The organism is Mesorhizobium sp. M0408, assembly GCF_040321495.1.
Classification (GTDB): domain Bacteria; phylum Pseudomonadota; class Alphaproteobacteria; order Rhizobiales; family Rhizobiaceae; genus Mesorhizobium.
Genome location: NZ_JAMYRO010000039.1, coordinates 23,033 through 49,833 on the forward strand (window position 1 = coordinate 23,033; position 26,801 = coordinate 49,833).

18 protein-coding genes and 2 pseudogenes are annotated in these 26,801 nt (G+C 59.5%); 9 read left to right on the forward strand and 11 right to left on the reverse strand.

Annotated features, from left to right (window positions below):
* Positions 1-13 precede the first annotated feature (13 nt).
* The 4 genes from NKI67_RS29985 to NKI67_RS30000 are packed head-to-tail and all read left to right on the forward strand — an operon-like array spanning position 14 to position 8,788.
* Complete coding sequence (locus NKI67_RS29985) at positions 14-2,656, forward strand: AAA family ATPase (RefSeq protein WP_352648401.1); 2,643 nt, start codon at positions 14-16, stop codon at positions 2,654-2,656.
* Positions 2,657-2,668: 12 nt separating this feature from the next.
* Positions 2,669-3,835: a DUF6361 family protein gene (locus NKI67_RS29990; RefSeq protein WP_352648403.1), complete on the forward strand. Its 1,167-nt coding sequence runs from the start codon at positions 2,669-2,671 to the stop codon at positions 3,833-3,835.
* Entirely contained in the window at positions 3,825-5,687 is a 1,863-nt protein-coding gene (locus tag NKI67_RS29995) for a phospholipase D family protein (protein WP_352648406.1), read from the forward strand. The genes NKI67_RS29990 and NKI67_RS29995 overlap by 11 nt, the downstream gene beginning before the upstream one ends.
* A complete protein-coding gene (locus NKI67_RS30000; RefSeq protein WP_352648408.1) occupies positions 5,684-8,788 on the forward strand; it encodes a helicase-related protein in 3,105 nt (1,034 codons plus the stop codon). Before NKI67_RS29995 ends, NKI67_RS30000 begins: the two co-directional genes overlap by 4 nt.
* A gap of 117 nt (positions 8,789-8,905) precedes the next feature.
* Here NKI67_RS30000 and NKI67_RS30005 read toward each other — a convergent pair whose 3' ends face one another.
* The 6 genes from NKI67_RS30005 to NKI67_RS30030 all read right to left on the reverse strand — a co-directional run bounded on the left by NKI67_RS30005 (position 8,906) and on the right by NKI67_RS30030 (position 16,430).
* Positions 8,906-11,809: a DNA methyltransferase gene (locus NKI67_RS30005; RefSeq protein WP_352648410.1), complete on the reverse strand. Its 2,904-nt coding sequence runs from the start codon at positions 11,807-11,809 to the stop codon at positions 8,906-8,908.
* A gap of 95 nt (positions 11,810-11,904) precedes the next feature.
* Positions 11,905-12,858 carry a hypothetical protein gene (locus NKI67_RS30010; protein ID WP_352648413.1) on the reverse strand — a complete coding sequence of 318 codons (954 nt, stop codon included), beginning with the start codon at positions 12,856-12,858 and terminating at the stop codon, positions 11,905-11,907.
* Positions 12,855-13,073 (reverse strand): hypothetical protein, encoded by a 219-nt coding sequence (locus NKI67_RS30015; RefSeq protein ID WP_352648415.1) that lies wholly within the window; start codon positions 13,071-13,073, stop codon positions 12,855-12,857. The genes NKI67_RS30010 and NKI67_RS30015 overlap by 4 nt, the downstream gene beginning before the upstream one ends.
* Before the next feature lie 164 nt (positions 13,074-13,237).
* Positions 13,238-14,290, reverse strand: coding sequence for an RHE_PE00001 family protein (locus NKI67_RS30020; protein WP_502899067.1), 1,053 nt, complete (start codon positions 14,288-14,290; stop codon positions 13,238-13,240).
* 410 nt (positions 14,291-14,700) lie between these two features.
* Positions 14,701-15,408, reverse strand: coding sequence for an SMC-Scp complex subunit ScpB (scpB, locus tag NKI67_RS30025; protein WP_352648418.1), 708 nt, complete (start codon positions 15,406-15,408; stop codon positions 14,701-14,703).
* 5 nt (positions 15,409-15,413) lie between these two features.
* Positions 15,414-16,430 carry a DUF1403 family protein gene (locus NKI67_RS30030; protein ID WP_352648421.1) on the reverse strand — a complete coding sequence of 339 codons (1,017 nt, stop codon included), beginning with the start codon at positions 16,428-16,430 and terminating at the stop codon, positions 15,414-15,416.
* A 168-nt stretch (positions 16,431-16,598) separates the two neighbouring features.
* Here NKI67_RS30030 and NKI67_RS30035 point away from each other — a divergent pair, with 168 nt between their 5' ends.
* The 3 genes from NKI67_RS30035 to NKI67_RS30045 are packed head-to-tail and all read left to right on the forward strand — an operon-like array spanning position 16,599 to position 18,393.
* On the forward strand, positions 16,599-16,856 hold the full coding sequence (locus tag NKI67_RS30035) for a type II toxin-antitoxin system VapB family antitoxin (protein ID WP_352480547.1): 258 nt from the start codon (positions 16,599-16,601) through the stop codon (positions 16,854-16,856).
* Positions 16,856-17,242, forward strand: coding sequence for a type II toxin-antitoxin system VapC family toxin (locus NKI67_RS30040; protein ID WP_023804175.1), 387 nt, complete (start codon positions 16,856-16,858; stop codon positions 17,240-17,242). The genes NKI67_RS30035 and NKI67_RS30040 overlap by 1 nt, the downstream gene beginning before the upstream one ends.
* 2 nt (positions 17,243-17,244) lie before the next feature.
* Positions 17,245-18,393 (forward strand): site-specific integrase, encoded by a 1,149-nt coding sequence (locus tag NKI67_RS30045; protein WP_352595261.1) that lies wholly within the window; start codon positions 17,245-17,247, stop codon positions 18,391-18,393.
* Between the two features lie 242 nt (positions 18,394-18,635).
* Here the strand turns inward: NKI67_RS30045 and NKI67_RS30050 are convergent, their stop codons facing one another.
* Positions 18,636-20,297, reverse strand: coding sequence for a tannase/feruloyl esterase family alpha/beta hydrolase (locus NKI67_RS30050; RefSeq protein WP_352648424.1), 1,662 nt, complete (start codon positions 20,295-20,297; stop codon positions 18,636-18,638).
* 191 nt (positions 20,298-20,488) lie between these two features.
* Between NKI67_RS30050 and NKI67_RS30055 the strand changes: the two are divergent.
* Positions 20,489-20,806, forward strand: a pseudogene (locus NKI67_RS30055) (integrase); the annotation flags it as partial.
* A gap of 2 nt (positions 20,807-20,808) precedes the next feature.
* On the opposite strand, the gene NKI67_RS30060 reads toward NKI67_RS30055, so the two are convergent.
* The 4 genes and pseudogenes from NKI67_RS30060 to nadE form a co-directional block, all read right to left on the reverse strand.
* Positions 20,809-21,066, reverse strand: coding sequence for an aminopeptidase (locus tag NKI67_RS30060; protein WP_352453904.1), 258 nt, complete (start codon positions 21,064-21,066; stop codon positions 20,809-20,811).
* A 56-nt stretch (positions 21,067-21,122) separates the two neighbouring features.
* Positions 21,123-21,275: an aminopeptidase gene (locus NKI67_RS30065; RefSeq protein WP_352453905.1), complete on the reverse strand. Its 153-nt coding sequence runs from the start codon at positions 21,273-21,275 to the stop codon at positions 21,123-21,125.
* Between the two features lie 451 nt (positions 21,276-21,726).
* The gene (locus NKI67_RS30070) at positions 21,727-22,809 is read right to left on the reverse strand and encodes a sensor histidine kinase (protein ID WP_352648426.1); all 1,083 of its coding nucleotides are present in this window, start codon (positions 22,807-22,809) and stop codon (positions 21,727-21,729) included.
* A gap of 404 nt (positions 22,810-23,213) precedes the next feature.
* Positions 23,214-23,545: pseudogene (gene nadE, locus NKI67_RS30075) on the reverse strand (NAD(+) synthase); the annotation flags it as partial.
* Positions 23,546-24,557: 1,012 nt separating this feature from the next.
* Here nadE and NKI67_RS30080 point away from each other — a divergent pair.
* Positions 24,558-26,624 carry a carbamoyltransferase family protein gene (locus tag NKI67_RS30080; protein WP_352596264.1) on the forward strand — a complete coding sequence of 689 codons (2,067 nt, stop codon included), beginning with the start codon at positions 24,558-24,560 and terminating at the stop codon, positions 26,622-26,624.
* Positions 26,625-26,801 lie beyond the last annotated feature (177 nt).

Here is a 26,801-nt window from a genome sequence, read left to right on the forward strand (position 1 = left end):
TGGGGGAAGGATAATGGCGGGGACACCGATTGATGATGTTGTCGACTGGTCGGCAAAACTCTCGACCTGGAAACAGGACGCTCTGCGGCGGCTGGCGATCAGCAATGAGCTCACGGATGCTGACATTGTGGCTCTGCTGGCGATGGTCAAATACGCGGCCGGCTTTGCGCTCACTTCGGCGCCGCCCGCCCCGATACCGTTTACGAAAGCCCACTTTGGGAACGGAGAATATCAACCAATCGTCCTCAAGCGCATCGCCAATGTCGAAAATGTTAATCGGCTGGTGCCCAAGGCATCTCTCACGTTCTGTCCCAAGGCTTTGACGATCGTCTACGGTCGCAACGGGAGCGGCAAAAGCGGGTTTGTTCGGATCTTTCGCACCGCTTGTCGGACGCGCCTTGAGAACCCAGCCAGGCTGAAGGTTCTTGCTGACGTTTACGGAAGCACGCCCGGCCCTCAGACAGCCGACATCGTGATCGATGCCGGCGAAGGCGAGGTGGTACTTCCCTGGTCGCCAGGCAGCGCAGCGCCGCCGCAGCTCATGCAAGTTGCGGTGTTTGATACGGCCTCCGCCGAGCTTTACGTCGACGGCGGAAATCAAATCCGTTTTCTTCCTTTCGGACTGGCTCTGCCGCATCGGCTCAACGCAGTCTGCATTACCTTGAAGGAGAACCTGGAGGCAGAACGGGCGAAGGAAGTCGGCAACAAGGTCGAACTGACTGCGCTCGCGTTTCCTGCCCAGCACGGCACCGTGGCTCAGCTCTTCAACAAGCAGCTGAACAAGTCCACAACCGATGCGCAGATTGAGTCGGCAACGACGTTTACCGAGACGGACCAGCAGCGTCTCGCTGAACTCACCTCCGCCCTTTCCGCAGGCGCTGCCGCCGCTGCCGACGTCACCGCGCTTTTGAAGTGGACAGATGCGCTGCTGCTGGAGGTCGGGGCTGTCGGATCGGCATTCGCAGATGCAACACTGGACGAGCTTCGAAAGCTCCGCGCTTCAGCAGTTGCAGCACGCCAGGCAGCGACGGTAGCCGCTGGCGAGTTGTTCACCGATGAACCTCTGCCAGGTGTCGGAAGCGGTACATGGCGGGCACTTTGGGCCGCGGCTCGCAATTACTCGGTGACAGAAGCGTATAAGGATAAGGAGTTCCCGGTTCTGGTGGCAGACGGCGGCGCTGCTGCATGCATGCTATGCCAGCAGCCGCTTTTGCCCGACGGTGCTGCCCGCATGCAGCGTTTCCAAAAATACATGGACGCCACACTCGATGCTGCCGCCCGGGAAGCCGAGAAAGCCGTCGAAGACGCCCTGGGAAGCATCCATGCCCTGGCTCTCCTTGGCGCCTCCGATTTTGCTGACCGTCTCGAGCAGGTAAAAAGGAGGGACGAGATGCTCGCTGGCGCCCTCGCAACCCTCCAGGCATCGGCGGTCGCACGGCGAGCGGAGGCCCTCGCGCGATTGCGGTGCGAGAGCAGTCAGACGATTCCTCCTCTCGTCGTGCCGATCGAGCAGCTGGAAGCTTTCGCGCTCAAATTGAAAGGCGAGAAGGATGGACTAGCGCAGGCGGCAGACAACGAAGAGCGGATCAAACTCCTGGCGGAAAGGACGGAGCTTGAGGACCGCAAGCTGCTCTCCATCAACAACACGAAGCTCACCGTGCGACGGAATTTGCTCATCGTTGATGACGCCTACTCCAAGGCTCTCGCCGACGTCCAAACTCGTGGCATTACGCAGCGCGCGAATGAGCTTGTCGATGCCCACCTGACAACAGCCGTCGTCACGCGTTTTGATGCCGAGCGCGCCCGCTTCGACATCATGCACCTCAAGGTAGGCCTCGCACGCAAGAGCAATCAGACAAAGGCGGAATTCGAGGTCGATCCCAAGACAAAACTGGCCAAGGTTACCTCGGATATCCTGAGCGAGGGTGAGCAGCGTGCCTTGGCTCTTGCCGGATTCCTGACCGAAGTTGCTTTGACCGACGGTTCAGGTCCGATCGTGATTGACGATCCCGTTTCGTCGCTCGATCGCGATCGAAGTGCAAGGGTCGCCCAGCGAATCGCTGAGGAGGCAACCATGCGACAGGTCATCGTGTTTACGCACGATATTGTGTTTTTCAATGAACTCAGTCGCGCGGCTGATGAAGTGGGCATCGAGCCCGTCACGGTGGCACTTTTTAGCGACAAGACTGCCGCTGGCAGAGTGGATACGGCAGGGATGCCGTGGAAGGGGCAAAACGTCGGCAAGCGCATCGGGCTGTTGAAGAACGACTCAGCACAACTGACCAAGCTGCTTGCGACCAGCCCGGCCGAGTACGAGTACCGTGTGAAGAACCTCTATGGCCGATTACGCGACACTTACGAGCGTGTGGTGGAGGAAGTGATATTCCGGGACATCGTGCGAAGAGGAACGGATGTCATCCAAACCCAGCTACTGCGCTATGTTCGACTCTCGGACGCGTTGGCAATACGATTCCACGAAGGCATGACCCGCGCAAACACTCACAGCCACGACAATCCCGCGGCGGACACGGTAGCTGTCCCCCTTCCCCAGGAGTTCATCGCGCATCTGTCCGAACTTGAGGCCCTGGTTGCTGATTTGAAGTTCGACAGCGAGGCAGCAGAGGCGGATCGGCCGCAGATGAAGCCAAAAAAATAGCAGGCAGAATTGATGTCTTATCTCGCTTGGATTGATTTCGACCCCGAGGAGCGTCGGCGCGCTCAAACGCTGATCGACCTGTTCAAGCAGCCAGAAGCTCGCGATGAGCTTGGCCTAGGCACGGTGCGCGATGGCCTTGCCGATCTCCTCTTCCCCGGGACCAGCACGATCCAGACGCGACTGCGCTACATGCTGTTCATTCCATGGATCTATCTGGAGGCCCAAAGCCGAAGGGCGACGCAGGCAGAACGGACAGTCATTGCTCGCGATCTGGAATTTGATTTGAGCGAAGCACTTCTACGAAACGGAGAAACAGTTGATGTGATTGGTCGTCTCGCCGGTCGAAGCCTCAAACGGCTACCCTCGAGTGTCTACTGGGCCGGACTGCACACCTTGGGAATTCGAACGCTGCCAGGCAACCAGGCGACCTTCCATTCTTACGGGCCCGAAAGCCTCAAGGACCATGATCTCAAACTGTGGACATCTAACCTCCCGAAACCGCCCGGAAATCTCTTCGATAAAACTGCCTTCGCGCTGACGCGAGGAGAAGCTGACTTTCTGCGCGATCGCATCGCGAGCAATGCGAGGGCAAGCTTGCTGAATGAATTGGCACGCAAGGCAAAGTCCTTTGCCGAGGACTGGCCCTGGCAGGTGAGCGAAGACACCGTGTCAGACTCAAATCGTGCGATACTGCGACACGCCGAAAGATTCTCGGGTGTGATGTATGGCGCCACTCTGCTCTACAACCTCTTGCTGGCACTTCGCGCAGCCGAACGGCCGAATGCAAAAAAACACGCAGACGCTCCTAGGCTCGTGGGGGATTACCGCTCGCGACTTGAAGACTGGAAGGCGGAGCTTGGGCACCTGGCTTTGAGCGATTGGGATCTTGACGATCTCTTTGGCCTGATTGGGAAGACCAGCCACAATCTAAGCAAGGCATCGCGCGATTTTGTCCGCGGCTGGGTATCGATAGCGCGGAACGGCACCGTGCAGCTTGAGGCAAATAACCTTGCGATTGAGCTTCTCAAGCAGCGGGAACATGGACTTAAGCGGATGAAGGCGCGGCTCCTGCACGACGCCCCACTTGAGCGTTGGTCGGGTGCCTCTGGCGACGCGCGCCTCGATTTCAGGTGGAGGATCGCCAGCAGCTATCTTGGGGAGCTTGCAGATGCCGGTTGACCCCGCCTTCGACCCGGAAAATCGGGAACTGTACACCACACTCATGCGCTCGCCCGATAGGTATCGGTTCGACCACGCCGTTGCGACGACCTACTCGCTCGACTTCGAGACTGCCCTCGCCATCCCTATCGCCATCGTTTTTCGGGACGCCGAAAACCGCAACGAGATGTTACGCAGCCCCTTGGCTTTACTGCAAAGCGTCGAACGGATGGCCGGTCGGATGGCCATTTACTGCGACCGGGGCCGCATAAAGGAAACGCGTCCTGCCGCAGCCCGCCTGATGGCTCTCTACGAAAAGACAATCACCGAGGTCTCGGCACCGGGCGGCGGCGCGTTTCATCCCAAATTGTGGTGCATCCGGTTTCAGCCGGAACGAAAGGGAGAGCCAAGTCGCATGCGCCTGGCCATTCTCTCACGGAACCTGACCAATGACCGTTGCTGGGATTTGGCTCTCTGCCTCGACGGCACCGTCAAAGAGGATATCAATAAGGTAAATGAGCCCGTCGTGCAGCTCCTTCGAGCAGTGCCCGGCTTGGCAAATTCAGTCACCCGGCCTCCGACGCCCAAATTCCTTCCGTCGCTCCTGCGAGATCTCGAACGCTGTTTCTGGGACGATCTGCCTGCCGGGGCGACGAAGGTCAGGTTCGCGGTCAATGGATTGGACGTGGGAACTTGGTCCCCGCACAAAGGCGAGCGCCTCGCCATTGTGTCACCGTTCGTGAGCGGTGACGCTCTCAAGCACTTGGCCGAGGGTTACGATAACCCCTCAGCATGTCAGCTTGTGGCGCGAGCCAATGAACTCGACTGTATCAACCACGCCGTTCGCGAGATGTTCGAGATTCGAACCCTTGATGAGCGCGCTACCGAATGTGAGGAGGAGGATCGCGACGAAGCGTGTTCGGCTGATCTCGATGGCCTCCACGCCAAGGCCTACCTCGTGGAGCGAGGCTCGCGTCTGCAGATCCATATTGGTTCGGCCAACGCGACAACTGCCGCGCTCTTACCGATCCGCGGAGGGCGGACACAGAACGTCGAAATCATAGCCACGCTCGATGGCCCCAAGACCCGTATGGGCACGATCGAAGAAGCCCTCTTTTCGGACGGGTTTCAGCGACTTTTAGCTCCTTACGCACCGGCCGAACCGCCAGAGCAGGATGCTGCCGCGGCTGCCGAAAAGGCTCTCGAAAAATTGCGCAGCAAGATTGCCGGTCTGCCCCTCGATCTTCATTGCGTACAATTGACCGAGGCTATCGGTCTCGAACTCGAAGTCGCAGGCAAGGCTCCGCCGATCGAGATCCCCGAAGGCGTGAGCTGCTTCGTTCGCGCGATTACGGTTGCGAATGAAGGGGGATATGACGCGGCGCCCTTGCTTTCCGGCATGGAGCCTAGAAAGGCGCTTGGCGCCGTTCCGTTGGGCGACGTCACCCGTTGGGTAGGGATGCGACTGCGAGACGAGGAAACAGGTGTAGAGCTTGCCTTTACATTGGGTGCAAGGCTCATCGGCCTTCCTGATGGACGCGATGCCGCCATCCTGCGAGCCCATATCGCCAATGTTGAAAACTTCTTGCGGTATCTTAGTTTGCTGCTCGGGAGCCTCGGCGAAGGCAGCTTCCTGGAAAGCGAAACCGCGGGCGAAGGGCAATGGCTGAGACGGCTCGGCCAAGGTGGTGCTTCCCTCCTCGAGCCGATGGTGCGAGCGCTGAGCCTCGGTAACGGTGAGCTCATCGAGATTGGCCAGCTCATCAAGCGCCTTCAAGATCCGGATGGCGGCACAAGTATCGTCCCAGAGGAGTTCCTCAAGCTATGGTCCAGCTTTGCACCGCTCGTGGCTTCGAAGGGTGCACGCCAATGACCTATCGCGCCGAAGAGCATTTGAAGCTCCTCAAGCCGTTCCAGCGAGCCACGGTGGACTATGTTTTCCGACGTCTGTTTACGGATGCATCGGCCATACGCCAATTTCTCGTCGCCGACGAAGTTGGCCTCGGAAAAACCATGGTTGCACGGGGCGTCATTGCGAAGGCGATCGAAGAGCTGACTGGCAAGGTCGATCGGATCGACGTGATCTACATTTGCTCCAATCAAGCAATCGCCGAACAGAACATAAAGTCTCTCAATGTGATCGGTTCGGCGACCAAACCGCTGAACACCCGCCTCACGCTGCTGCCGCTCGAGATTGGACAGGAGGGTGGAATCGCCTCACGGCCTATCAATCTCATCAGCCTGACGCCAGGGACAGCGCTCGATCTCAAGTCATCGCTTGGTACAGCGAAGGAGCGCGCCCTTATTTATGAGATGTTGAGGAAGAGGCTCGGTATTCGGCATAGCGGCGTGCAGCGCATCTTCCGTGGAGGAGTTACTGCAGACAACTGGCCCGGCTGGACCGATTGGATACGCAACCAGCCGATATCCCAGGAAATCGCGCAACAATTCAACAATGCCATTGGCAATGATTTCATACAGCGTATCCGCGAGGCCGCGGAGCTAGCAAGAAGCAGGAAAAGTCCTGACTACCCTCCCGATCATCGCCCGGCTACGATGATCGGGCAACTGCGCCGCATTCTCGCGCGGATTTGCGTCGACGCACTGACCCCAGATCTTATTATCTTGGACGAGTTTCAGCGATTTGCCGAACTGCTGCACGATCATGATGAGGAGCGCGCACCCGAAAAGGCAGCTGCTGCAGAGCTCGCGCGTGCTCTCTTTTCTTATTCCGGACCTGACGGATCGACGGCCCGATTGTTGCTGCTATCGGCAACGCCATACCGGATGTTGACACTGAACAGTGACGATCCCGAAGAGGGCAATCATTACAGCGATTTCCTGCGAACCATGCGCTTCCTGTTTGGCGGGGAAGATGGTGAGGCCCGTGTCCAGGAGCTCGAAAAGGAACTCTCCCTCTTCCGGCGTGCATTGCAGGCCATGCCAGAGACCAGATCGGTCGCACGTATCCAGCGCGACCGTGTCCAACACATCCTGAGCCAGGTCGTTGCCCGGACGGAGCGAGTGGATTCCACCGATGACCGCAACGCACAGGTCCGGGAGTTCAAGCCTCAACTAACGATCGAGACGGAAGATCTTCAGGAGGCGAAGGCCGTCGCTCATGTAGCCGAGCTCGTGAGTGCGCCAGGCATTGTCGAGTATTGGAAGTCATCGCCGTACCTCCTCAACTTCATGCGCGGTTACAAGCTGAGGGAAAAGCTACAGGCGGTGAAGCTGCGGCCGGCCAAGGAACTACGCAAAGCGATCAGAGCCGCTGCCCCCCACTTCATCAACAAGGAGCAGGTCGAAGGCTACGAGGCAATTCCCATTCGTAATGGAAGAATGCGGGCTCTCGCTGAATCAGCTTTCCAGCACGGGCTCGATCGCGCGCTGTGGATCCCACCGTCCCGACCATCATTTGGGGAGCCCATTCCGGCGACAAAGACCTTGGTCTTCTCGGATTGGTCGATGGTCCCTGACGCGATCGCGGCAATTCTCTCGCATGACGCAAGCCGCCGTATGAGCATGACGTCGGACCTCGTCAGTCGCACCAGCCGTCCAATCGGCGTCGAGGAAATGATGCCGATGTTGTGTCCTTCACCTAGCCTTGCCGCCTGGGTGGACCCCTTGGCTTTGGAAAGACGGTTTGGACGTGCGGCGACCTACGACCAACTGGTGAGTCAGGCTCGTGAAGCTCTTGCTGAACGCATTGACCCGGAATGTCTCTCTCGACTGGCCGAGCGATCGGGTCGCCTCCTTCCGCTCACGCTGGAAGTTGAATTGGGGCAAGGCATAAACTGGGGCAAGGTCGGTGCCATCGAACATGACGCCCATGACGAGCATGGGGCGGTGGCGCGAACCATCGAAGCGATCAGAGGCGCGCTCGAAGCCGAAGACAATCTCAGCGATCTTGATGCAAGGGACATATACGACAAGCTTGCGGAATTTGCCCTTGGTTCGCCTGCCGTATGTGCACTCCGGGCACTCGCTCGCCTCTGCCCGGAGCTGTCGCTGGACGATCCGGCGCTTGCAGGGGCAGCGATCACGATCGCTCTGGGGTTCCGCAGCCTGTACAACCAGCCCGAGAGCCGCGCATTGTTGGAGGACTCTTCGCCAATAAACTATTGGCGTCAGATTACTTCTCATGCTGCACGAAACGACCTTCCCGCCGTCCTGGATGAGTACCTTCACCTCATTTTGGAAAGTGAGCGGGCCGAACAATTCGATGCAGCCGACCGCGCTCACCTTATTGCAGCGAAGGTGGTCGAGGTAGTCGCGTTGAGGCCGGCTCAGATTACGCTCGACCATTGGACCGCCGGACGCTCACGCTTGCAGAACAAGACTTTCGAAGTGCGCGCTCGTTTCGCCATGCGATTTGCGGCAAACGCAGAGGAGGAGAAGGGCGTTCGTCGGACAACTCTCGTCCAGGCGGCCTTCAAATCGCCTTTTCGCCCCTTCGTTCTCGCATCAACGTCGATCGGACAGGAGGGCCTCGACTTCCATCCCTACTGCGCTCGGGTCGTACATTGGAACCTGCCCCGCAATCCGGTCGACATCGAACAGCGTGAAGGCCGCGTCCATCGCTTCAAAAACCACGCTGTGCGCCGCAATGTCGCTGCAGAGTTCGGCCGTTTTGCGCTGGGAGGCGACGATGGGCGGCCTTGGTCAGGCATCTTCGACGCCGCTCAGAATCAAGAGAGCGCACACGGACGTGCTGGGGATATCGTGCCCTACTGGCTCTACCCTGGTGAGGCAAAAATCGAGCGCATGGTCCTGATCCCTCCGTTTAGTCGGGAGGTGGAGCGCTACGAGAATCTGAAAAAGTCTCTGGCTACCTATCGGTTGGCCTTTGGCCAGCCCCGGCAAGATGAGTTGATCGAACTGTTTTCGGCGTTCGGATCGGACGTAGTGGCGGACCTAGCCAACCTGCAAATCTCACTCAGGCCATCTCAGATAGGCTCCTTCCCATGTTGATGCGGAGTGGGAATAGCTGTGGTTCGTCGGATCGCGCAGTCGGCATCTTTGCGCGCTCGTTTACCGTTCAGGCTGCCGGCACCAAAGGCGAATCTGAGGCGATAGCTGCTGGGAGCCTCAAGGTCGGATCGCGTCCTCGGTAACATATGCAGCGTGATCGTTGACCCTACGAGGGAGACCTGGCTTCTCTACAGGGTCACCTTGCGCCTCTGTCGCTGCAACCGCCTTGTTCAGATCGAACAAGAAAGCGAGCGGGTCCGCCTTAGCTGGCATGGCGAAGGCTTTGCGCACCGCATCGTCAAGCGCCTCATGCGCATCCCTCAACGGGTTGGCTCCCGGCAGTTCGAGCGTCCGATAGAGTTCCCGGAATGACCGCTTGTGTTTTTGCGCAAGTTCGGCCCTGACCGAGCGCAACTCAATGCCGGCATCGGCCACCTGGCGGACTGCTCTGAGTGAGGGCGATTGCGGCCATGGGAAGCTATCCCAGACGGTGTTCGATGTGTAGCGAAAGTCCGATTTGAGCGTCGAGCAGCGCGCGGTGAACCACTTCCAATGCGTATCGGACTGAAGGATGCCGAAGGAATAGTCATCATCATATGCGAAAACTTGGAGCGCATCGTTGGGGCTAATCCCACTGCTGAGAAACACGAAGATCGGCCGCTTTGTGACACGTCCGCACACAATGTAGCGAGGAATGCCTGCGAGCGCTTCCATCATGTCCTCGCGGCCGTAGGACATCTTCCACCAAGACTTGAGAAAGTTTGCGTGATGCTTGTTGACGCGCGCTTTTGGGTTCTTTGCGAGAGCGGCCGAATTTCGCTTTGCTTCTTTGGCGGCAGCGGCCACGCGAATGGGCAGGACGATTTCCTTCAGGCGCTGGAAGGGCATTCCCGTACTTTCCGCTTCTAGAATATCCATGCGGCTGAAATCGATGACGTAGCGACCTGGACGTGGGTCCTTCTTTCCAATGAGTTCGTTGGCAATGAAAAAGGGACGCAGCACCTTAGAAAGTTCGGCATCTTTGCTGCTGGAAATCGCGAGATGCGCGACGTCAGCCTTGAGAAGGAAGCCCTTGTGGCCGTGGGTCTGCCCTTGATAGCAGCCTTCCGCCTTATTGGCCTTGATGGGCAGAGCCTTAGACACGTCGTGATTGAATGACAGCGACGGTCCGATATGCTCCATCGACTGGACCCGTTCGGCCTCGCCCGCCTTGTTCCCTTGCTGCGCAAAGAGCCGTTTCAGCCCAGGCTGCAGTCCCTTAATCCAATTCACGATTGAAACGTGTACGACGGCTTCCCCCGACCACGGCATTGTCGACATGGCTTCCGTAATCGTACCGCCATTGTCGACGATATAGTCAATACTGGCTTCGCGGCTGTAGTTCTGCCGAACGGTATTGGTGCCAACAAGGCCGGCCCTTTGGCCGGGCTTCAGGTGGTCGTGAGCCCGGTGGAACCAGTAGCAGCAATAGTCCGCGCGGCCGTCGATTTCCGGATAGCGTTCGCGCAGCCTATGAGAATAACCAGCCTCCATCTCGCCCTGAAGCTTATTCTTGCTCTGGTAGGGAGGGTTGCCGACGATAGCGTCGACGTTCGGCCAGTCGAGAAATAGCGCATCCCCTTGGCGGATATTCTCGTCGAGATTATCGAGCGGCAGCGCTTGTTCATCGAGTTCGAGTTCGCCCTGTAAGGCCCCGATCGTCTCGCGTGCCTGATCTAACGCAAGCTTTTTGGCAAGCATGAGCGTGACCTTGGCGAGCTCCACACCGAACCCGTCGAGTTCGACGCCGTAAAATTGCTTGGGTGAAATGACACTGAGCGTCTTCGCCTGCTTCGCAAACTCGCTGGATGAGAAGTCATCCTTCAATCGCTGGAGGATGCGCAAATCCAGGCGGACCATTTCACGATAGGCAACGTAGAGGAAGTTACCGCTACCGCAGGCGGGATCGAGCACACGGAACTCGGATAGCGCTCGCCGTATCGCAAGCAATTCTTTCATTGTCTTGGCAGCGTCGATGCGCTCGCGCCAAGGTCTAACGATCGTCGGCCCAACAATACGCTGGATATCGGCTTCGGACGTATAGTGGGCGCCAAATGCGTGCCGCTGTTCCTTGTCCATGCTGTCTTGGAACAACGTGCCGAAGATCGCCGGATTGACCTTCGACCAGTCCTTTGTCGCCGCACCCACGTTTTCCCGTCCGATGAGATCAAGCTGAAAACGATCCAGTTCGATGGGATCAACGGCATTAAAGAGGCCACCATTGAAGTAGCGCACGCCCTTAAAGCGGCCCGCTTCTGCCGCTTTTGGATCGTTCATCTGGCGAAACAGGCTACCAAAGAGATCATAGGATGATTGACCGCGTTCGACGCAGTCATCGTAGATGCTCTGGATGGTAGCAGCCGGCATCAGGTCGATGTCCTCGGCGAACATCGCAACAAGCAGCTGAAGGACGAACCGCTGGGCCTGGGGACGCGCTACGGGTTTGCCGGGCCGCTTGACCAAGCCGCGGAAGAGCTCAGCCATCTTGTCGGCCGCCTGCCGTGAGACCGTTTCCCTATCATTGCCGAAGACTGGCTTGGGATGGTGGGGATACAGAAAGTTTAGCGCGGGATAGCGCTGGGGAAGATCGTCGAGCTTCACCTTGTCGACCGGTTCGCCCAGTTGCTTGTCGAAGTCGTAGATCCAGAACTCTTTGAAGTTGCAGAGTACGACGTAACGGGGCCGATCCGGAACAGCCGCGATCCAATAATCGAAGGCTTGCTGGTAGTGCAGGTGAAGCTTTTCGCCCGCACTCTTCATTTCCATCAGAACATGAGGCTTCCAGATGAGGTCAGCGAATTTCTTGCCCTTGGCCCCCGCCTTTGCAACACGAAATTCGAGAGTGGCCCCGGCTTCCTTATAACCGTCGTGTCCGAAAGCCTGGAACAAGCGATCACAAAAGACCTGAGATTCGCCTTTCTCATCGGTCAGGGGCTTGGCGTATTCGACAAATTTCTTCAGTCGGTCAACAACTTCGGACACGCAATCCTCTCAAGGGTATGCAAAAATCAACCTTTATGCTCAGAATCCTTATCAGCGAATTGCGTGATCTGCCTCTGCATCGGTCTCGTCGGTGCTCACAGGATCTTCGCTACCGAGAAGTAGGGTTCGGCTTCGAGATTCAAGGCAGAGATCTTGGCCTTCAAAAGCCGGCGAAGATCGACGCGTTGATCGAGCACGGCGCGCAGGTCGAACCCCTCCATTAGAAAGATGGCTTTGTCCGGGTTCTGTTTGAGAAGCGGCACGACGTGATCTGACCAGCCCTCGACCGATAGGAACAGACCCATCGTTTGCCGGCCGGAACGCGCCACCTGACCGGCCAGGCCATCGAGCTGGCGGATATCGGCCAGCCGCGTCCGCCACCGACACTCAACGATGTAGTGCCAGCCGTCGAGTTCGAACGCGGCGTCGATCTGCTCGCCTCCGCCATTTCGACGGAAGGCACGAAGGACGGGTATCCCGTGCAGGTCGAATGCGCGGTTCAACAGGTCCTCGAGGAAATAGCCGCGTTGCTGGTAGTCGCTCGACGAGGCGGCTTGGTCGAACTGGGCGAGCAGCAGGGAGCTTTGGCGGGCGAGCGTCTCCCTCTGTTCGCGACGGCGTTGTTGAACCTCAGTGCCCCTGAGAGCTTCTGCTTGTTTGCGCTCGCGAGCGTCGGCCGCCTCGAGCACACCATGCATCTCGCGGGCCTTCTGAACAACCGCGCGGGCCTGATACTCGTTTTGTGCGAGGTGAAACGCCGACCAGTCGGCTGCGATGGCTATAATGTTGCGCACCACGGGGTGATCGGCTCCGGTGTTCGCCAACTCTTCAAGCACGATGGCACCAGCATCGCGCTTCGAGCGTTTCTCGCCGGTGGAGGGATCGCGCTCGGTGAGGAAGCGACGAATCAAATCCTCGGAGACGCCGCTTCGACGGAGGATTTGGTCAGCTGCAGTCTTCTTGACGTAAACCAGTGTGGCGATGGCTTCGAGCGCCAGGCGGCGCGCGTCAGCATCGGGGGTTATGGTAAGATCAGGTTCGGTGCTCATTCGGCGCACCCAGGCAGCATTGGGCGTAATTCAGCAAGGAAACGGGCGGCGACATTAGCCGCATCGGAGGCGGCTCCCGCATCGACATCGATGCCATGCGCTGCTTGGTTGAGCACCCGTAGGGCGCTTTGGAACTGGCGGACGTTATGCGGAGGCCTTCCATTGCGCTCCAAGTCGGCGAGTGTCGCCCCGATTGAGAGCGGACGTTCGATCAAGCCTGTCTCCTCGACCAAGGCGCGAAAGCGGAGACGACGACAGCTCCAGCATGCGACGCGGTCACACTATGATTGCTGGGCCTTGGAGCGGCTATGACGACATTCTCCTATGGCAGATCGCAGGTTCGCAAAGTTGAAGAGCTCTTATGACGAACCGCCGCAATTCACACAATCCCCAACGCGCGAAACCTTCCCCTGCCCGTCATCTCGCGCAGCCAAGCTCGCCGACCAGATTGAGCGCCCCCTGTTTTGTCACTTTTAGCCGCTCCTGGATCATGCCTGCCGAGACGAGTGGCCGGGACAGCACGAGTTCGATCACATCGGCCAATTTCGAGTTGGCGCGGCGCTCGCGGAGTTTTCGCTCCATCTGGCTTTTGGCCAGCACCAGCCGAATCGTGCTCCTTCAGCCCGGCGAGTGCTGCCTCATGAATGGCATCGAGCAAGGCCAAAAGCCGATCGCTTCGATTGCGCGCCCGCCGCCGCTCGCGCGGAATGTTTTTGGCGCCGAGATGCAGGCTGGCGAGATGGTTGGCGGCAAGACCTTCCTGGCGCAGCAGCGCGGCGAGCCAGGCGGCATGCTGCAGCACCTCAATGTCGGACCAGGCGTCGAGAAGCAACGCCGCGCGCAGGACGACCGGCAGATCGCGCGGCCTGGCGATAACGTCCTGCCATTCGGCCAGGCGTTCTTCTTCATTCCAGTCGAAATCGTAGATCAGGCCGTTTTGCGGCTCCGGCCGGTCACGTCGTGACGTTTCCTCCTTTCGACCAGGCATGTCGGCGCCGCTCAGAATCTTCGACGAGCGTGCCAGGACGGCATCGATCTCGGAAAATTCTTCGGCCAGCAGATCGTCCTCAGCATCATCGCGACCGTCGGCTTCAAAAGAGTTGGCTCCAGCCCCCTGCCCGTCCCGGCTTTTTGGCCCCGATGCCGGCGTCGCGCCGCCGCGGCCGGTCAGGGCCAAAAAACCGTCGCGGCTGAGCGCCCAGTCCGGCTTTTGCGCAAAAATCCGCCGGCGGGTTCGCAGCACCGCGTGCGCGCGGGTGAGTTCGTGGGTCGGCGTGCGGATGTCCATATGGGCGTCGTGCAGCACCACGTCCTCGAGGTGGACGAGCTCGCCCTCCAGCCAAAGTGCTGCGGCCGCGTCGGCAAAATGCTGGCGTCCGACAAAACCGTCGCGGACGGGAGAGCGGGCGAGCCGCTCGTCGAGGCGGACCAAAACCTCGGTCGCGCGGGAAACCGGCCCGATCGGTGTTCAGAGGCAGACTGTCGAGCGCATAAGCCATTGTTTTCATGATGCCTGATTCGCGTTAATCAAGCTATATCGATGTTAAGTTTACTCATGGGGGTTTTCCTTTGCGCACCTTTCACTGTCGAAAATGACCTCTTATCGCTAGTAAACTATGGGAAGTTGATTAAATTCTTATTATTAATCGGGATATACGACCAGTTTAAAGGCGGCTCGCCTCTCACAGGCCACGTTTCCAGCGGCGACCGCAGATCGAGATATTGGCGTTTGATGCCGGGGCTTTGTCCGAAATCTGTCGTCCGATTTCGGACGAAGTGGCGGGCAAGATGTCCGAAATATGCTACGAATTTCGGACAAGCTTCACACACAAAGCGCCGCGGCTATTCGTCGAGTTCGACTCCGACGGGCTCTGGGCGGACGGCAAAGCCAGGGATGATGTGCCCCGCCAGCAGCTTTTCCTTCGACAGCAGTCCGGCGTCCTCGAGCGCCTCGAAATCCGGCAGGTCACGCAGCGTGTCGAGCCCGAACTCCAGCAGGAATTCCTTCGTCGTGACATAGGTGTAGGGCGCACCCGGCGTCGGGCTGCGCGGACCGGAGGCGAGCATGCCGGCGCCGCGCAGATGGCCGATGAAGTCGCGGCTGATTTCCTTGCCGAAGAAGGAGGACAGTTCGGCGCGGGTGATCGGCTGGAAATAGGCGATGCACATCAGTACCAGCACCTCTGACTGCGTCAGGTCGGTCGCCTTCTCGCCGTCACCGACAGCGGCGCGGATGGCATCGGCATAGGCCGGCCGGGTCAGGTGCTTCCAGCCGCCGGCGACGGCGACAAGGTCGTAGGGCCGGCCACGCAGTTCCTCGCGAATGTCGTCGATGAGGAGGTCGATGCTGCAGCTCTTGCCGACGACCCTCGCCAGCGTTTCGCGCGACACCGGTTCGCTTGCTGCAAAGATGGTCGCTTCGACACGGTTCATCCATTCGCGCCAGCGCACTTCCGGCGGCAGATGATCCAGCTCGCGGTCGAACAAATGGTCATTTGATCCACCGTCGCCTGATCGTCCCCTCCCCTGTTTCGCCCGCGCTTCAACCATCGCCTTCACAGTCCGTAAATGCGGAACGTCGGGCGGCCGGACAGCTCGCGCACGGCACCGAACTCGACCAGACGGTCGAACAAGCGGCGGAGCCCGCGGTCGCTCATGCCGGCGATCTTTGCCGACGCCACGACTGCGTCGTCGAACAGGACTCTTTCGACGACCATGTTCGCCGCTTTGGCCCGGAGTTTTGGAGCGACCGCCAGCAGCCGGTCCGCGCGACGCTCGAGGTCGGCGGAAAGGTCAACGGCGCGCAGCGCGGCGCGTGCCTGCGCGGCCAGCAGGCCTTTGGCCCCATCGGATTCCATTTCGGCACCCGCAGCCAGAGCGGCAGTCACTGGTCGACGCGCCCGACCCGTGCCCACAGCTAAGGCCGCCTCGCCGCCCAACAAAGGGATTGCATGCGTCCAGCCCAGGCGCTGCGCGAGCAAGGCGTCGGCGAGCCAGGCGCCAAGGGCGCGCCCAAGGCCCCGGCGTTCGGCGATCGCGATGGCGCCAGTGATCAGTCCCACCGCCCTTCCACTGGCGGCCAGCTGGCGAAGCTCGTTCGCTAGGTCGCTGACCGCCTCGTCGTCTTGGGCGTGGCCAAGATCCTCCAGAACCCTGGCGATGCTCGGCTCGGTCAGCAACTCCTCCGCGGGCCGGGATGCCAGCCGGCGCCAGGCGAGGAGCAAATGACCGGCGGGCCCGACATTGTCGCCCGGCCGTGTGAGCAGCACGGCGTCGCGCAATGCCGCTTCATCCTCGACGCGGCCGGCCTGCTTTGCCGTCACCGCGGCAGCGACAAGCGCCAGGCGCTGCCGCCAGGCGCCAGCCCCGCGTTCCTGCCGGCGCACCACTGCATCGAGCGCGCAGATGGCGGCGCCGGCGGTGAGCGCGACGTCTTCAACATCTTTTCCCGCAAGGCTTTGCGCGTCGAGAACGGCTCGGCGCAGCCACATCGGCACCGCAGCCACCGGCGACGCAGCGCCGGCACCGGGCAGCGTGCCGCGAGGCCGAGAGGGTTTGGGGCGAAGAATCATCGAAGGCACGATGAATCATGGCGGCGCTTTTGGCAACGTAAATGGGCAAAAAGCGCTGTGCCTGTCTTCCACGTTAAACGAACGATAATCTTGCATTATCATTCGTTGTTTACGAGGCGAGGGAACCATGGTAGAATACGCCAGAAAGGTAGAATTTTGGAGTCTTTCGTGTCCCTAAACATCAAAAATCCGGCCACCGTGGCTCTCGCCGACGAACTCGCGCGCCGCCAGGGCATCAGCAAGACGGCAGCCATTCACCAGGCCCTGAGCGAGCGGCTGCATCGAATGGGTTACGGTGACGTGGCCCAGGAGCGCCTGCTCGGCGAGTTGCGGGCGATCCGGGAAAGAGTGGCACGATTGCCGGAACTGGATAATCGCAGCGACGAGGAGATCATCGGGTACGACGAGCATGGAATCCCGAACTGATGGTGATCGACACCTCCGCCATCGTCGCGATCCTGCGCAACGAACCAGAAGCCTTGAGGCTTGAGAAGGCGCTCGTCACCAACCAAATCCGCCTGGTCCCTGCAACCTGCGTGCTCGAGGCGCGCATGGTGCTGGTCAGCCGGCGCGGTGAGCATGCGTTGGCCGAGATCGATCTGTGGCTCCGCAAGATCGAGGCCGACATCATCGCCGTGGATGCCGATCTCGTCGATGTGGCAACGCAGGCTTGGCTCACCTACGGCAAAGGCCGCCACCCGGCCGCCCTGAATTTTGCCGATTGCCTTTCCTACGCGTTGGCCAAACGGGCGGATGAGCCCTTGCTCTTTATCGGCAATGACTTTTCCCAGACGGATATCGAGGCAGCATAACGATGGCTGGCGACGGTGCGGGATCAACTGCAGCGCCCCGAGGGGACGATCTTCCCGACATCATCGATGTCGTGATGGAAATGGGACAGCATCCACAGGAGGGCGAAAAATCCCCCTCCCCTCCCCTGCCGCCTATGCACTCACGGGGACATGGTAGCCTTCCCGGCCATCTGGAAGAGCTTGCCGGCCACGCCCGCGACTATGTCAAGGCGGCCAGCTCGGCCAATACACGGCGCGCCTACGCCGCCGACTGGAAGCATTTTTGCGCCTGGGCGCGCCGGCAGGGTCTGGAAGTGCTCCCACCTGATCCACAGACCCTCGGGCTCTACATCACCGCCTGCGCGTCCGGAAAGGTAACAGGGGAGAAAAAACCAAACTCTGTGGCGACGATCGAGCGTCGCCTTTCGTCACTGTCCTGGAACTTTTCGCAGCGAGGCGAACCGCTGGACCGCAAGGACCGCCACATCGCAACGGTCATGGCCGGCATCCGCAACACCCACGCCTCCCCTCCCCGGCAGAAGGAAGCGATCCTGCCCGAGGATCTGATCGCCATGCTCGAGACCCTCGACCGCGGCACGCTGCGTGGTCTGCGCGACCGCGCCATGCTGCTTCTGGGTTTTGCCGGTGGGCTGCGGCGCTCGGAAATCGTCGGGCTCGACATTGGTCGCGACCAGACGGAGGATTCTTCGGGCTGGATTGAGTTTTTTCCTGACAAGGGCGTGCTGGTGACCCTGCGCGGCAAAACCGGTTGGCGCGAGGTCGAGGTCGGCCGCGGCTCCTCCGACGCCACCTGCCCGGTGGCCGCTCTGCAGACGTGGCTAAGACTGGCGCACATTGCGCACGGACCTCTGTTCCGGCGCGTTGCTGGTCAAGGCAGAGCGGTCGGTGTCCATCGCTTGAACGACCAGGAGGTCGCACGCTTGGTCAAGCGCACGGCGCTCGCAGCCGGCGTGCGTGGCGATCTGTCGGAGGGCGAACGCGGTCAAAAGTTTGCTGGCCATTCGCTGCGCGCCGGCCTCGCGTCCTCGGCCGAGGTCGATGAGCGCTATGTGCAACAGCAGCTCGGTCACGCCTCGGCCGAGATGACTCGAAAGTATCAGCGCCGGCGCGATCGTTTCCGCGTCAATCTCACCAAGGCGTCCGGGCTCTGATGCCCCCGTTTTGCCCGCTGGGATGAGGCGGTCAGATCTCAGGCGATAACAATTACCTCATCGAGCACAGCGAGCGCTGTGTCCAGACTATCGGCGGCCGACGCTTCGTAGTCAGGCATGATCATCAACTGCGTTATGGCACGGCCCACAAATTCCGGGTTTAGCTTTTCCAACCGATCCGTGGTCCGGGAGACCTGTTCCGGGAATGCGCGCAGATTGAAGCGAACAAATGACGAGGTCTCTTATCCCCGACACGAATAGCTCGCGATCTCATCGGGATTTCCCTTACCGCCATAGGCAGCTTGAGTGGGATAAGCGCAGATCGGCTGGTGCTTGCCGGGGAATGCCTTGCTGCCAGCCGCGAGAGAATCCGGAGCCTTGTCTTGGTTTATCCAGCCCTCGATCGCGGCCAAAGGATCAAAGTCGTCGAAGGCTTGGCCATCGCCGCAGTGGGTCATCCCCGGGATTATGAACATGCGCACGAAACGGCGAGCCGCTTCCAAATCGCCGCCGCTTGTGACCTCGACGACTTGCTTGTACCAGCGCACCAGATCGTTGGCTGAGAAGACCGGATCGGAAAGTCCCTGAAACAAGAGCAGCTTTCCACCGTGGGCAGCGAAGCTGGCGAGATACGTGCCGGTCGCATCATTGAGCTTGGCCGTATCCGCAACGCGTGCCGGATCCTTGTCGAAGTCGAACTTCAGGGGGTCAAAATTCGGCGCCGGGGGCGTCATGAAGTAGTATTGAAGCGAGCGGGCTCCCAGAACGATGTTATTTGCATCCGACTGGGAAGTGGGGGAATTGCCCAGCTTCCACATTCTCCAGTCCGCGCCCGCAACGCCCGTATCATATGGCCAATCGCTGTAAAGCTTTTCGCCATCGGAGCTTTCCGGACCCGCGAACGCGCGGCTCATGGCCTGCACTTGACCAGCCGTGAGGCAGCTGTCCGTCTTATCGCCTTGGCAGGACAGGACCTTTGGGTCGAACCGGCACTGCTGCCAGGCGTTGATGACGCCATCCTCAATGCCATCGCGGGCATCACAGGCAGCGAGAACCGCCTTGGCGACGATGTTCAGATCCTGCTGGGAGAAGGCGCGGGATAGAATGGGATGGCCGGCCTCATCCTTGGGAGCGATGCTCATGTACTGGCGAGTATCCCAGGCTTCGGCAATGTTGGCGGCACTGAGACGAAAACCCGGGCTACCTGCAACAATGCCGTCGAACTCGAGCGGATATCGCTGAGCCGCTATCAACGCCTCACGACCGCCATTCGAGCATCCCATGAACACCGACTTTTTCGGAGCCGCCCCATAGAACTTGGCAATCACCTGCTTCGAGACCGAAGTGACTTTGCCAATGGAGGCGTACGCAAAATCAATGCGTGCGGCTTGATCGACCCCGAAAGCCGGATCGGGGCTTGGGTGCCCGCCATCCATGCTTACAACAGCGTAGCCGCGCAAGAGCCCGGGAGCCGCGGTCGAGTTCCGGCAAGGAATGGTCCCGACGGCCGGCGCCAGGAAGCCATCAACTGCGCCGCCGCCCTGGAAAAGGAACATGTCGTTCCAGGTCGTCGGAAGACGCACCTCAAACCGGGTGCCATATGATTGACCATCGACCCCCTGGCGTTTCCCGATAACACCTCGGACAAGGCAGTGCCCGCCCACTTTTACCGCCTGAGGCGAGGCGCCGGTGAATGCAGTGAAGGGATCTGCGGGGATCTCCTGCGGCTTTTGAAGGCTAGCCTCGGTAAAGATCACGCTTGGAATTTTGAGCTTGGCGATGGACCGGCACGCCTGATCCGACGCGTTTGCCGCCAGTGCAGGCGCACATACACATATGATCGCCAAGATCAGTGCCAGCGTGCACCCGCGGTCCCGCAGCTTGAGCCCGTTAGCCAAGAACATACCCATCCTCCCTGGATGCGCCCGATAGCCCGAAAGCTGATCGCATTGGTAGCTAGTTGTGAGCTTTCAGTAGGTTGTCCATCCGGTCCGAACCGGGAAAGCTGAGATTGTCGAAGCTTCAGTGACTCCAGGGGGACCGGATGAACATCCATAAGAATACCGGTCTGACGCCGCTCGGTCGAGAGCGGATTTTTTGCGCCTGGGCGCGCCGGCAGCACCTCGAGGTGTTGCCGCCTGATCCGCAGACCGTCGGCCTCTACATCACGGCCTGTGCATCCAGAAAGGTTACAGGAGACAAGAAACCAAACTCTATGGCGACGATCGAGCGCCGTCTCTCCTCCCTGGCGTGGAATTATACGCAGCGTGGCGAGCCGCTCGATCGAAGGGACCGCCATATCGCCACCGTGCCCGCCGGCATCCGTAACAGCCACGCAAAACCGTCTGTGCAGAATGAGGCCATACTTCCCGAAGACCTGATCGCCATGCTGGAGACGGTGCTCCGCAAGACCCATCAGGTCGCCCCAGGCCAGAGCAACCGGCTCGTCCCCGGGGAGGACGAAACGGTCGACCACTCCGCTTGTTCGACTTGTGTTCGGGCGACTATCCCGGCTTCTATGCATCGCGCTTCGGCGCGGCGAGCTTTGTCCAACGCGCCAAGCCTTTGAACCGAATCGCTGTAGACGGAAGTCGCGGCGAGCTTCGCGTTGTTGATCGGAGCATCGAACCAGGCGTCGTATCCGCGGTATCCACCCCATCGTCTGTCGCGCAATCTGTTGGCGAGCGCGTCCTCAGCCGTTCGATCGCGGCCGTCTTTGCCGCAAACTATTATATGGCGGCCGCCGATGCCATTCGGGCGCGCAATATCTCAGGGGTTGAAGGATCGTCGATCAGTTTTCCGATGTCTTGGCGGGCCGCGATGATCTGCACATGACCCTGCAAAGATTGCGCGTAGTAGGAAATACTGGTGCAACTGGTCACCCCAGGCGTCAGGATAATCGTAGAACCAATCGAACGAATGCACGCATCGCGGTTTGCCTACAGCACTGCTCTCCTGTCCCGATAGCGCAAATTCGCGGTTACCTCCGGCCACGAACAGTCGGACCAATTTTATTTGTAGGTTAGACCTTCGTCCTCGGCAAGATTGGCCAAGCGATGACTCGCTGCTGAATTGCCGGCCCGCGCGTGATGAGCGCGAAGGCGTCAGGTGCCCTCGCCGTCAAGACTCAAGCCGCAACGTAATCAGGCGGGAGTGCCTTCCGCTAGGTGGGGATGGACTGGCCGCCGAAGTCAGAAGCAGCAAGCCTGGAGCATAATGGAAGACCTCGACCATGTGAAGCAGGCCGCGAAGCGCGTCCGGGCCTATTTGCAGGCACCTGCCCAAAGCCGCGACATGAAGCCAGCCGCCAGCCTGCTAGTCGACAGCAACCGTTCAGCTTGCTGCCGCCGACCGCTTGAAAACGATGGTCACCTTCGTCCCTTTGTTGGCGCTGGACTCGACGGCTAGCTGCGCCTTGGCGTTCTCGGTCAGCGATCGCGCGATCAGCGCTCCGAGCTTGCCTGGTTTGGGCCACACCTCGCCTTCCGGCAGGCCGATTCCGTCGTCCGCCACTATAACCCGGCAGCCGTCGCCATCGACGACGCTGTGCAGTGTTATCGTGCCGCCATCGCGCCCCCGGAACGCATGCTTTAGTGAATTGGTCAGCAATTCGTTGACGACCAGTCCCGCCGGCATGGCGACGTTTATTGACACGGGATATGTATCCACCTTCATATCCAGGCGGATCCCCTCGACTGCATGCGAGCTCATCACCGCGGACGCGATCTGGCTGAGATAGACGCCAAGATCGACCTCCTCTTTCGGCTCGTCGGCCGTTAGCGTCTGGTACAGGATCGCCAGAGCGTCGACGCGACCGGCAAGCCGCTCAAACCGTCTCCGGTCGGCCTCGGTCGCGTTGCGGCTTTCCAGCCGGATCAGTGCGGTGATCATCTGTAGGTTGTTCTTCACCCGGTGTTGCAGTTCGCGCAGCAGTGTGTCTTTCTCGCTGACAAGCTCCTCCACCGAGCGCTCATCTCCCGCCGCGCCATGGGCCGATACGTCGACCAGAGCCACCAATCGAAAGCAAACCCTGCCGTTGTCGTCCTCTATCTCGTTGGAATAAACGTCGACGATCGTCGGCTTATCCTCGTTGCGTTCCAGCCTGTAGGTGCCGACAAAATCGGTTCCCTCGAGCACGGCCTCGGCTAGCGGCCTGTCCTTTTGCTGATGGAGGCCCGTGCCTAAAAGGGCCGCCCAGTTTTCTTGGGTGAGCCTGGCGGCTGTCAGGCCTGACAGTTTCTCGAATTCCGGATTGGCGTAGACCACGCGCTCTTCACCGGCAAGGTCCGAAACGGCTATGGCGATCGGCACCTGGTCGAGGAATTTCTTGAACTGTTCGCTTTCCAGTGCGGTTGCAAGGTCAGGTGTATCAAGCAACTGCTCGACCGCCTCAGCCTTCTCTGAATCCGATGTCATTTGCGCGCCTGTTTTGTGCGGATATTATCAACAATGCGGCGAGCCTGCCATCGCCAAAACTGGAGCTGCATCTCACATTTCGCATCACGCATCTGACAACAAGCTCTGCATCGCGTAACGGCCGCACGTCTAGCATTGCGACCGGCCGAAGGAGAGCGGCACGGATCGGCTACAATCCAGGTGCCTGGAATGTCGAAGCGACCGGTCAAGTGGGTACGCTGCGGAAGATCGATAGAGCAGGCATTCAGGGAGAATGAGTTCGCGTGCCGGCCTCGGCGATACGTGCCGACACTGTCAACCTCATGACCGCATGCGGGCTGAAAGAGCAGCGCTTCGCTCCAGCGGTAATTCAGGCCGCTAGCTGCCTAACTGCGGCAAGCCCATCGATCGTGTATGTTGAGACGCTATTGCCGATGCCTAAATATCGAACCCGTCATGGCAATCGTTGTGACGGGAAGCGCTCGCTTATGGGCTGTGCTGGAATGCGCATGAAGTATGCGCCTGTGCGCCGCTTCGTTGATCTCTTGGCCTTCGAGGAAGTCGTCAATCTCATCGTATGTGAGACCGGGACGAGGTTCTCCAGGTCGGCGGTCGGGATCTTTTCAACAAGATCAGACGGAGCGCCCAGATACACTGCCAAGGCGCGAACTCTGCGCTTGTTCAGCCCGGAAAGAGGAAGAATGTCTGCGGCACCATCGCCGAACTTGGTGAAGAAGCCCATCAAGGCCTCGGCTGCTTCGAAGCGACTTCTGAAAAAGAAGTGTGGGTTTGCTCTCATACCCTTTGCTGAAAAATGTTGTCATAGAGCGCATGGAATGCCACGCGCTTCGAATCGGAGTAGCCGTCCGGGAAGCCTGAAGCCCCTTTGAAGCGCATGTCCGGCAGCTATTCATAGCGTGGATGACTTTGATCGAAACAAACGATTTCATAACTCTTCGGAAATCTTGCATGGACAAAAGCACGTCCGCACCGATCACCCATCCAAAGGAGAAAATCTTCCATGCGCCCTGACGTGCAGTGGAGGTCGTGCCGAGAAGTGAGTTGCAACTGGCCGATCATGTCGGCGGTTCGACGCTAGTCGTCCCCAATGTTCCTGAGCTGCGAAGTCTTGCAGGCGAGCCAGTTGCCCAGCGCGATTCTGCTTGTGGCGGGCTTTTTGCCGCAGGCAGTCCGCTCGTTTGGGCAGCGGATTGGAGACCCGGCCGGCAGCGCTACCATACAACATCAGCGCACTTTACATCTACGCGGTATTGCCGGGCTTCCAGTCGGTGCCATGTTTGGCCGACGAATGACGCGATGCGGCCTCCTGCACAAGCGAAGGCGTTATCGGATGTGCGACCGGGAAGCAGGCGGACAGTGCAGCACATGTCACTCGCCTGTGCGACGGTCTTTCGGGGAATGAAATCGGGCCAGTTCACGGCGCGGCATTATTCGTCAACAGCCGCCCCTTCGCAAGGATATAGGCAGCCCGCGTCACAAGTTCGTGCTGCAGATGAAAACGGCATCGCCGGCATGCAAGTCAGCAGCCGGTCAAGATTCGATGATCCAGCCAAGCTCTCGGCGTCATGGAACGGCAGGCGCCACGATCGAAGCATCTCATATTGATTCAGGCGGACCCTTATGAGCGTTCTTTGATGCCGGTGATGCCTGACAGGCGGTTGCAGCTGCAAGCGACAACGCGGCCTATTTAGTTGGAAACGGTCTGAGGCAGGCCAATTTGGCTTGCCCGTCACTATGTGGAGAAAGAAATGCTGTGTCTAGGAATTAGCGGCGGACTTGACCAAGTCCATGAAAACCGATTCGAGCTTCGGAACGCCTTTATGCACGATGGCGCCGCGGTGCTCGTCCGAGACGGACGGGTGATAGCAGCCGTCGAAGAGGAACGCCTCAATCGGATGAAACACTCCAACAAGCTCCCAATTCGTTCGATTCAATACTGTCTGTCAGCGGCGGGGGTTCAGCTCAACGACATTGATCGTGTCGCGCTCTACGCCAGCGAGCCCTATGCCAACGCCATGCTTGAAGGTATGTCCGCATCCCACCCGGACATTCTCTCCATTCCGTTGGATGCTAAAACGTTGGTGCAGGATCTGTTAACGCGTGAGTTCGGCACTAAGTTGGACAGTTCGCGTATTTCATTCGTAAGTCATCATCAGGCCCACGCCGTGAGCGCCTTTGCAATGTCGGGCTTCGAACAAAGTCTCATTCTAGCGATTGATGGCTCTGGTGATTTCCTATCGGGCCTCTTGGCGGTAGGGTCTGGCACAGAAATTACGCAACTCGAGGCTTTCCCCGAGAACAATTCTCTTGGGCTGTTTTATCTCGAGACGATCCGCTATCTCGGCTACGGCTTGTTCGACGAGTATAAAGTAATGGGACTCGCGCCCTACGGCGACCCCGCTCCCTATCGCGAGCTCTTCGAGCAGTTCTACGAGCTCTCCGCCAACGGCGGTGGCTACCGTGTTCACCTCGACCGCATCGGTCCGGCGTTGCTCCGCAATATCGAGGTCAGGCGAAAGGGAATGCCCTTCACCCAGCAGCATCGAGATGTGAGTGCGTCACTGCAGGAAGCGCTTGAGCGGATCGTGTTCCACATTCTCCGGCATCACCGTGAGGCCACCGGCATGAAGCGGTTGTGCCTGGCGGGGGGGGTGGCCCACAACTGTACGATGAACGGTAAGCTGCTGTATTCAGGGCTTTTCGAAGACATCTTCGTGCAACCCGCGTCTCACGACGCTGGCTGCGCATTGGGAGCTGCGCTGATAGTCTCTAACGAGATGGGCCGCCCCGCGCCGTGTGAGCGACTGCAGGAGGTCTATTGGGGTCCTGATCTCGGGAGCGAGCGCGCCGTGCAACAGGAACTGAATGCATGGGCCGGACATCTCGAGGTTGAACGCTCTGATGACGTGGCAAGCAGTGCAGCCGACTGGATCGCCAACGGCGCCGTGATCGGCTGGGTGCAGGGTCGTTCGGAGTTTGGGCCACGTGCGCTGGGCAACCGCAGCATTCTTGCCGACCCTCGGCCCGTCGCAAACAAGGACCGGATCAATGCGATGGTCAAGAAGCGCGAAGGCTATCGGCCCTTCGCGCCATCTGTGCTGGAGGAGGATGCGAGCGAATTTTTCGACCTCCCGGACGGTAGGCACGAATTTCCATTCATGAATTTCGTCGTTCGCGTGCGTGACTCAAAGCGCGCCTTGCTCGGTGCCATCACGCACGTCGACGGTACCGCTCGCCTGCAAACAGTATCGCGCAACGCCAATCCCGCGTACTGGGAGGTCATCAATGCGTTCAAGAAGCGCACGGGCACTCCAATTCTGCTCAACACGTCCTTTAACAACAATGCCGAACCGATCGTGGATTCGGTTGCAGACGCGATTGCTACCTTTCTGACGACAGAGCTGGATGGACTTGTGGTCGGGCCCTTCCTGGTAAAAAAGCGGGCTGCAACGCTGCAGGATTGGACTGCGCTTGCGGTTTCGTTGCCGCCCTATGTGTCCCTCCATCAAACCCGCGCTTACAAAGCGCCAGATCGTCGGGAGACTCACTGCGAGATCAGCACGACCCACTTCAGCAGTGACAGTGTGCGAATTTCACACGACTTGTTTAATCTGCTGATGCGGATTGAGGGCGAAGCCATGTTGGGAGATCTCCTCAATACAATTGCGCCGGATCAGGCTAAGCGTGACGCTGTGATGGAGGGCCTGCGACGACTGTGGGAGCAGCGCCTCGTTCGGTTGCATCCCTCACAAGCTGCTCGCATGGATCAAGACTGCGATCAAACGCTGGACCAGCATAACAGGCTCTCAGCGTGATAGCGATGCCGCTATCCAAGCTCCGCGAATAAAGGTGTTCATCGACGCCGCCCGCCCGCACAACCCCCGGGGGCGGGGGGCATTATAAAACGGGTGGTTAATGGACGTAAATATGGTGAGGGTAAAAAAAAAAGACCCGGCCCCGAACGAGACGGGGGTGGTGGGAGTGGGGGGGCG

Excerpts from the sequence above, each read along its gene's own strand:
- NKI67_RS29985 (WP_352648401.1), top strand. The coding sequence starts at position 14 with ATGGCGGGGACACCGATTGATGATGTTGTCGACTGGTCGGCAAAACTC.
- NKI67_RS29990 (WP_352648403.1), top strand. The coding sequence starts at position 2,669 with ATGTCTTATCTCGCTTGGATTGATTTCGACCCCGAGGAGCGTCGGCGC.
- NKI67_RS29995 (WP_352648406.1), top strand. The coding sequence starts at position 3,825 with ATGCCGGTTGACCCCGCCTTCGACCCGGAAAATCGGGAACTGTACACC.
- NKI67_RS30000 (WP_352648408.1), top strand. The coding sequence starts at position 5,684 with ATGACCTATCGCGCCGAAGAGCATTTGAAGCTCCTCAAGCCGTTCCAG.
- NKI67_RS30010 (WP_352648413.1), bottom strand. The coding sequence starts at position 12,858 with ATGAGCACCGAACCTGATCTTACCATAACCCCCGATGCTGACGCGCGC.
- scpB (WP_352648418.1), bottom strand. The coding sequence starts at position 15,408 with ATGGTTGAAGCGCGGGCGAAACAGGGGAGGGGACGATCAGGCGACGGT.
- NKI67_RS30030 (WP_352648421.1), bottom strand. The coding sequence starts at position 16,430 with ATGATTCTTCGCCCCAAACCCTCTCGGCCTCGCGGCACGCTGCCCGGT.
- NKI67_RS30040 (WP_023804175.1), top strand. The coding sequence starts at position 16,856 with ATGGTGATCGACACCTCCGCCATCGTCGCGATCCTGCGCAACGAACCA.
- NKI67_RS30045 (WP_352595261.1), top strand. The coding sequence starts at position 17,245 with ATGGCTGGCGACGGTGCGGGATCAACTGCAGCGCCCCGAGGGGACGAT.
- NKI67_RS30050 (WP_352648424.1), bottom strand. The coding sequence starts at position 20,297 with ATGTTCTTGGCTAACGGGCTCAAGCTGCGGGACCGCGGGTGCACGCTG.
- NKI67_RS30070 (WP_352648426.1), bottom strand. The coding sequence starts at position 22,809 with ATGACATCGGATTCAGAGAAGGCTGAGGCGGTCGAGCAGTTGCTTGAT.
- NKI67_RS30080 (WP_352596264.1), top strand. The coding sequence starts at position 24,558 with ATGCTGTGTCTAGGAATTAGCGGCGGACTTGACCAAGTCCATGAAAAC.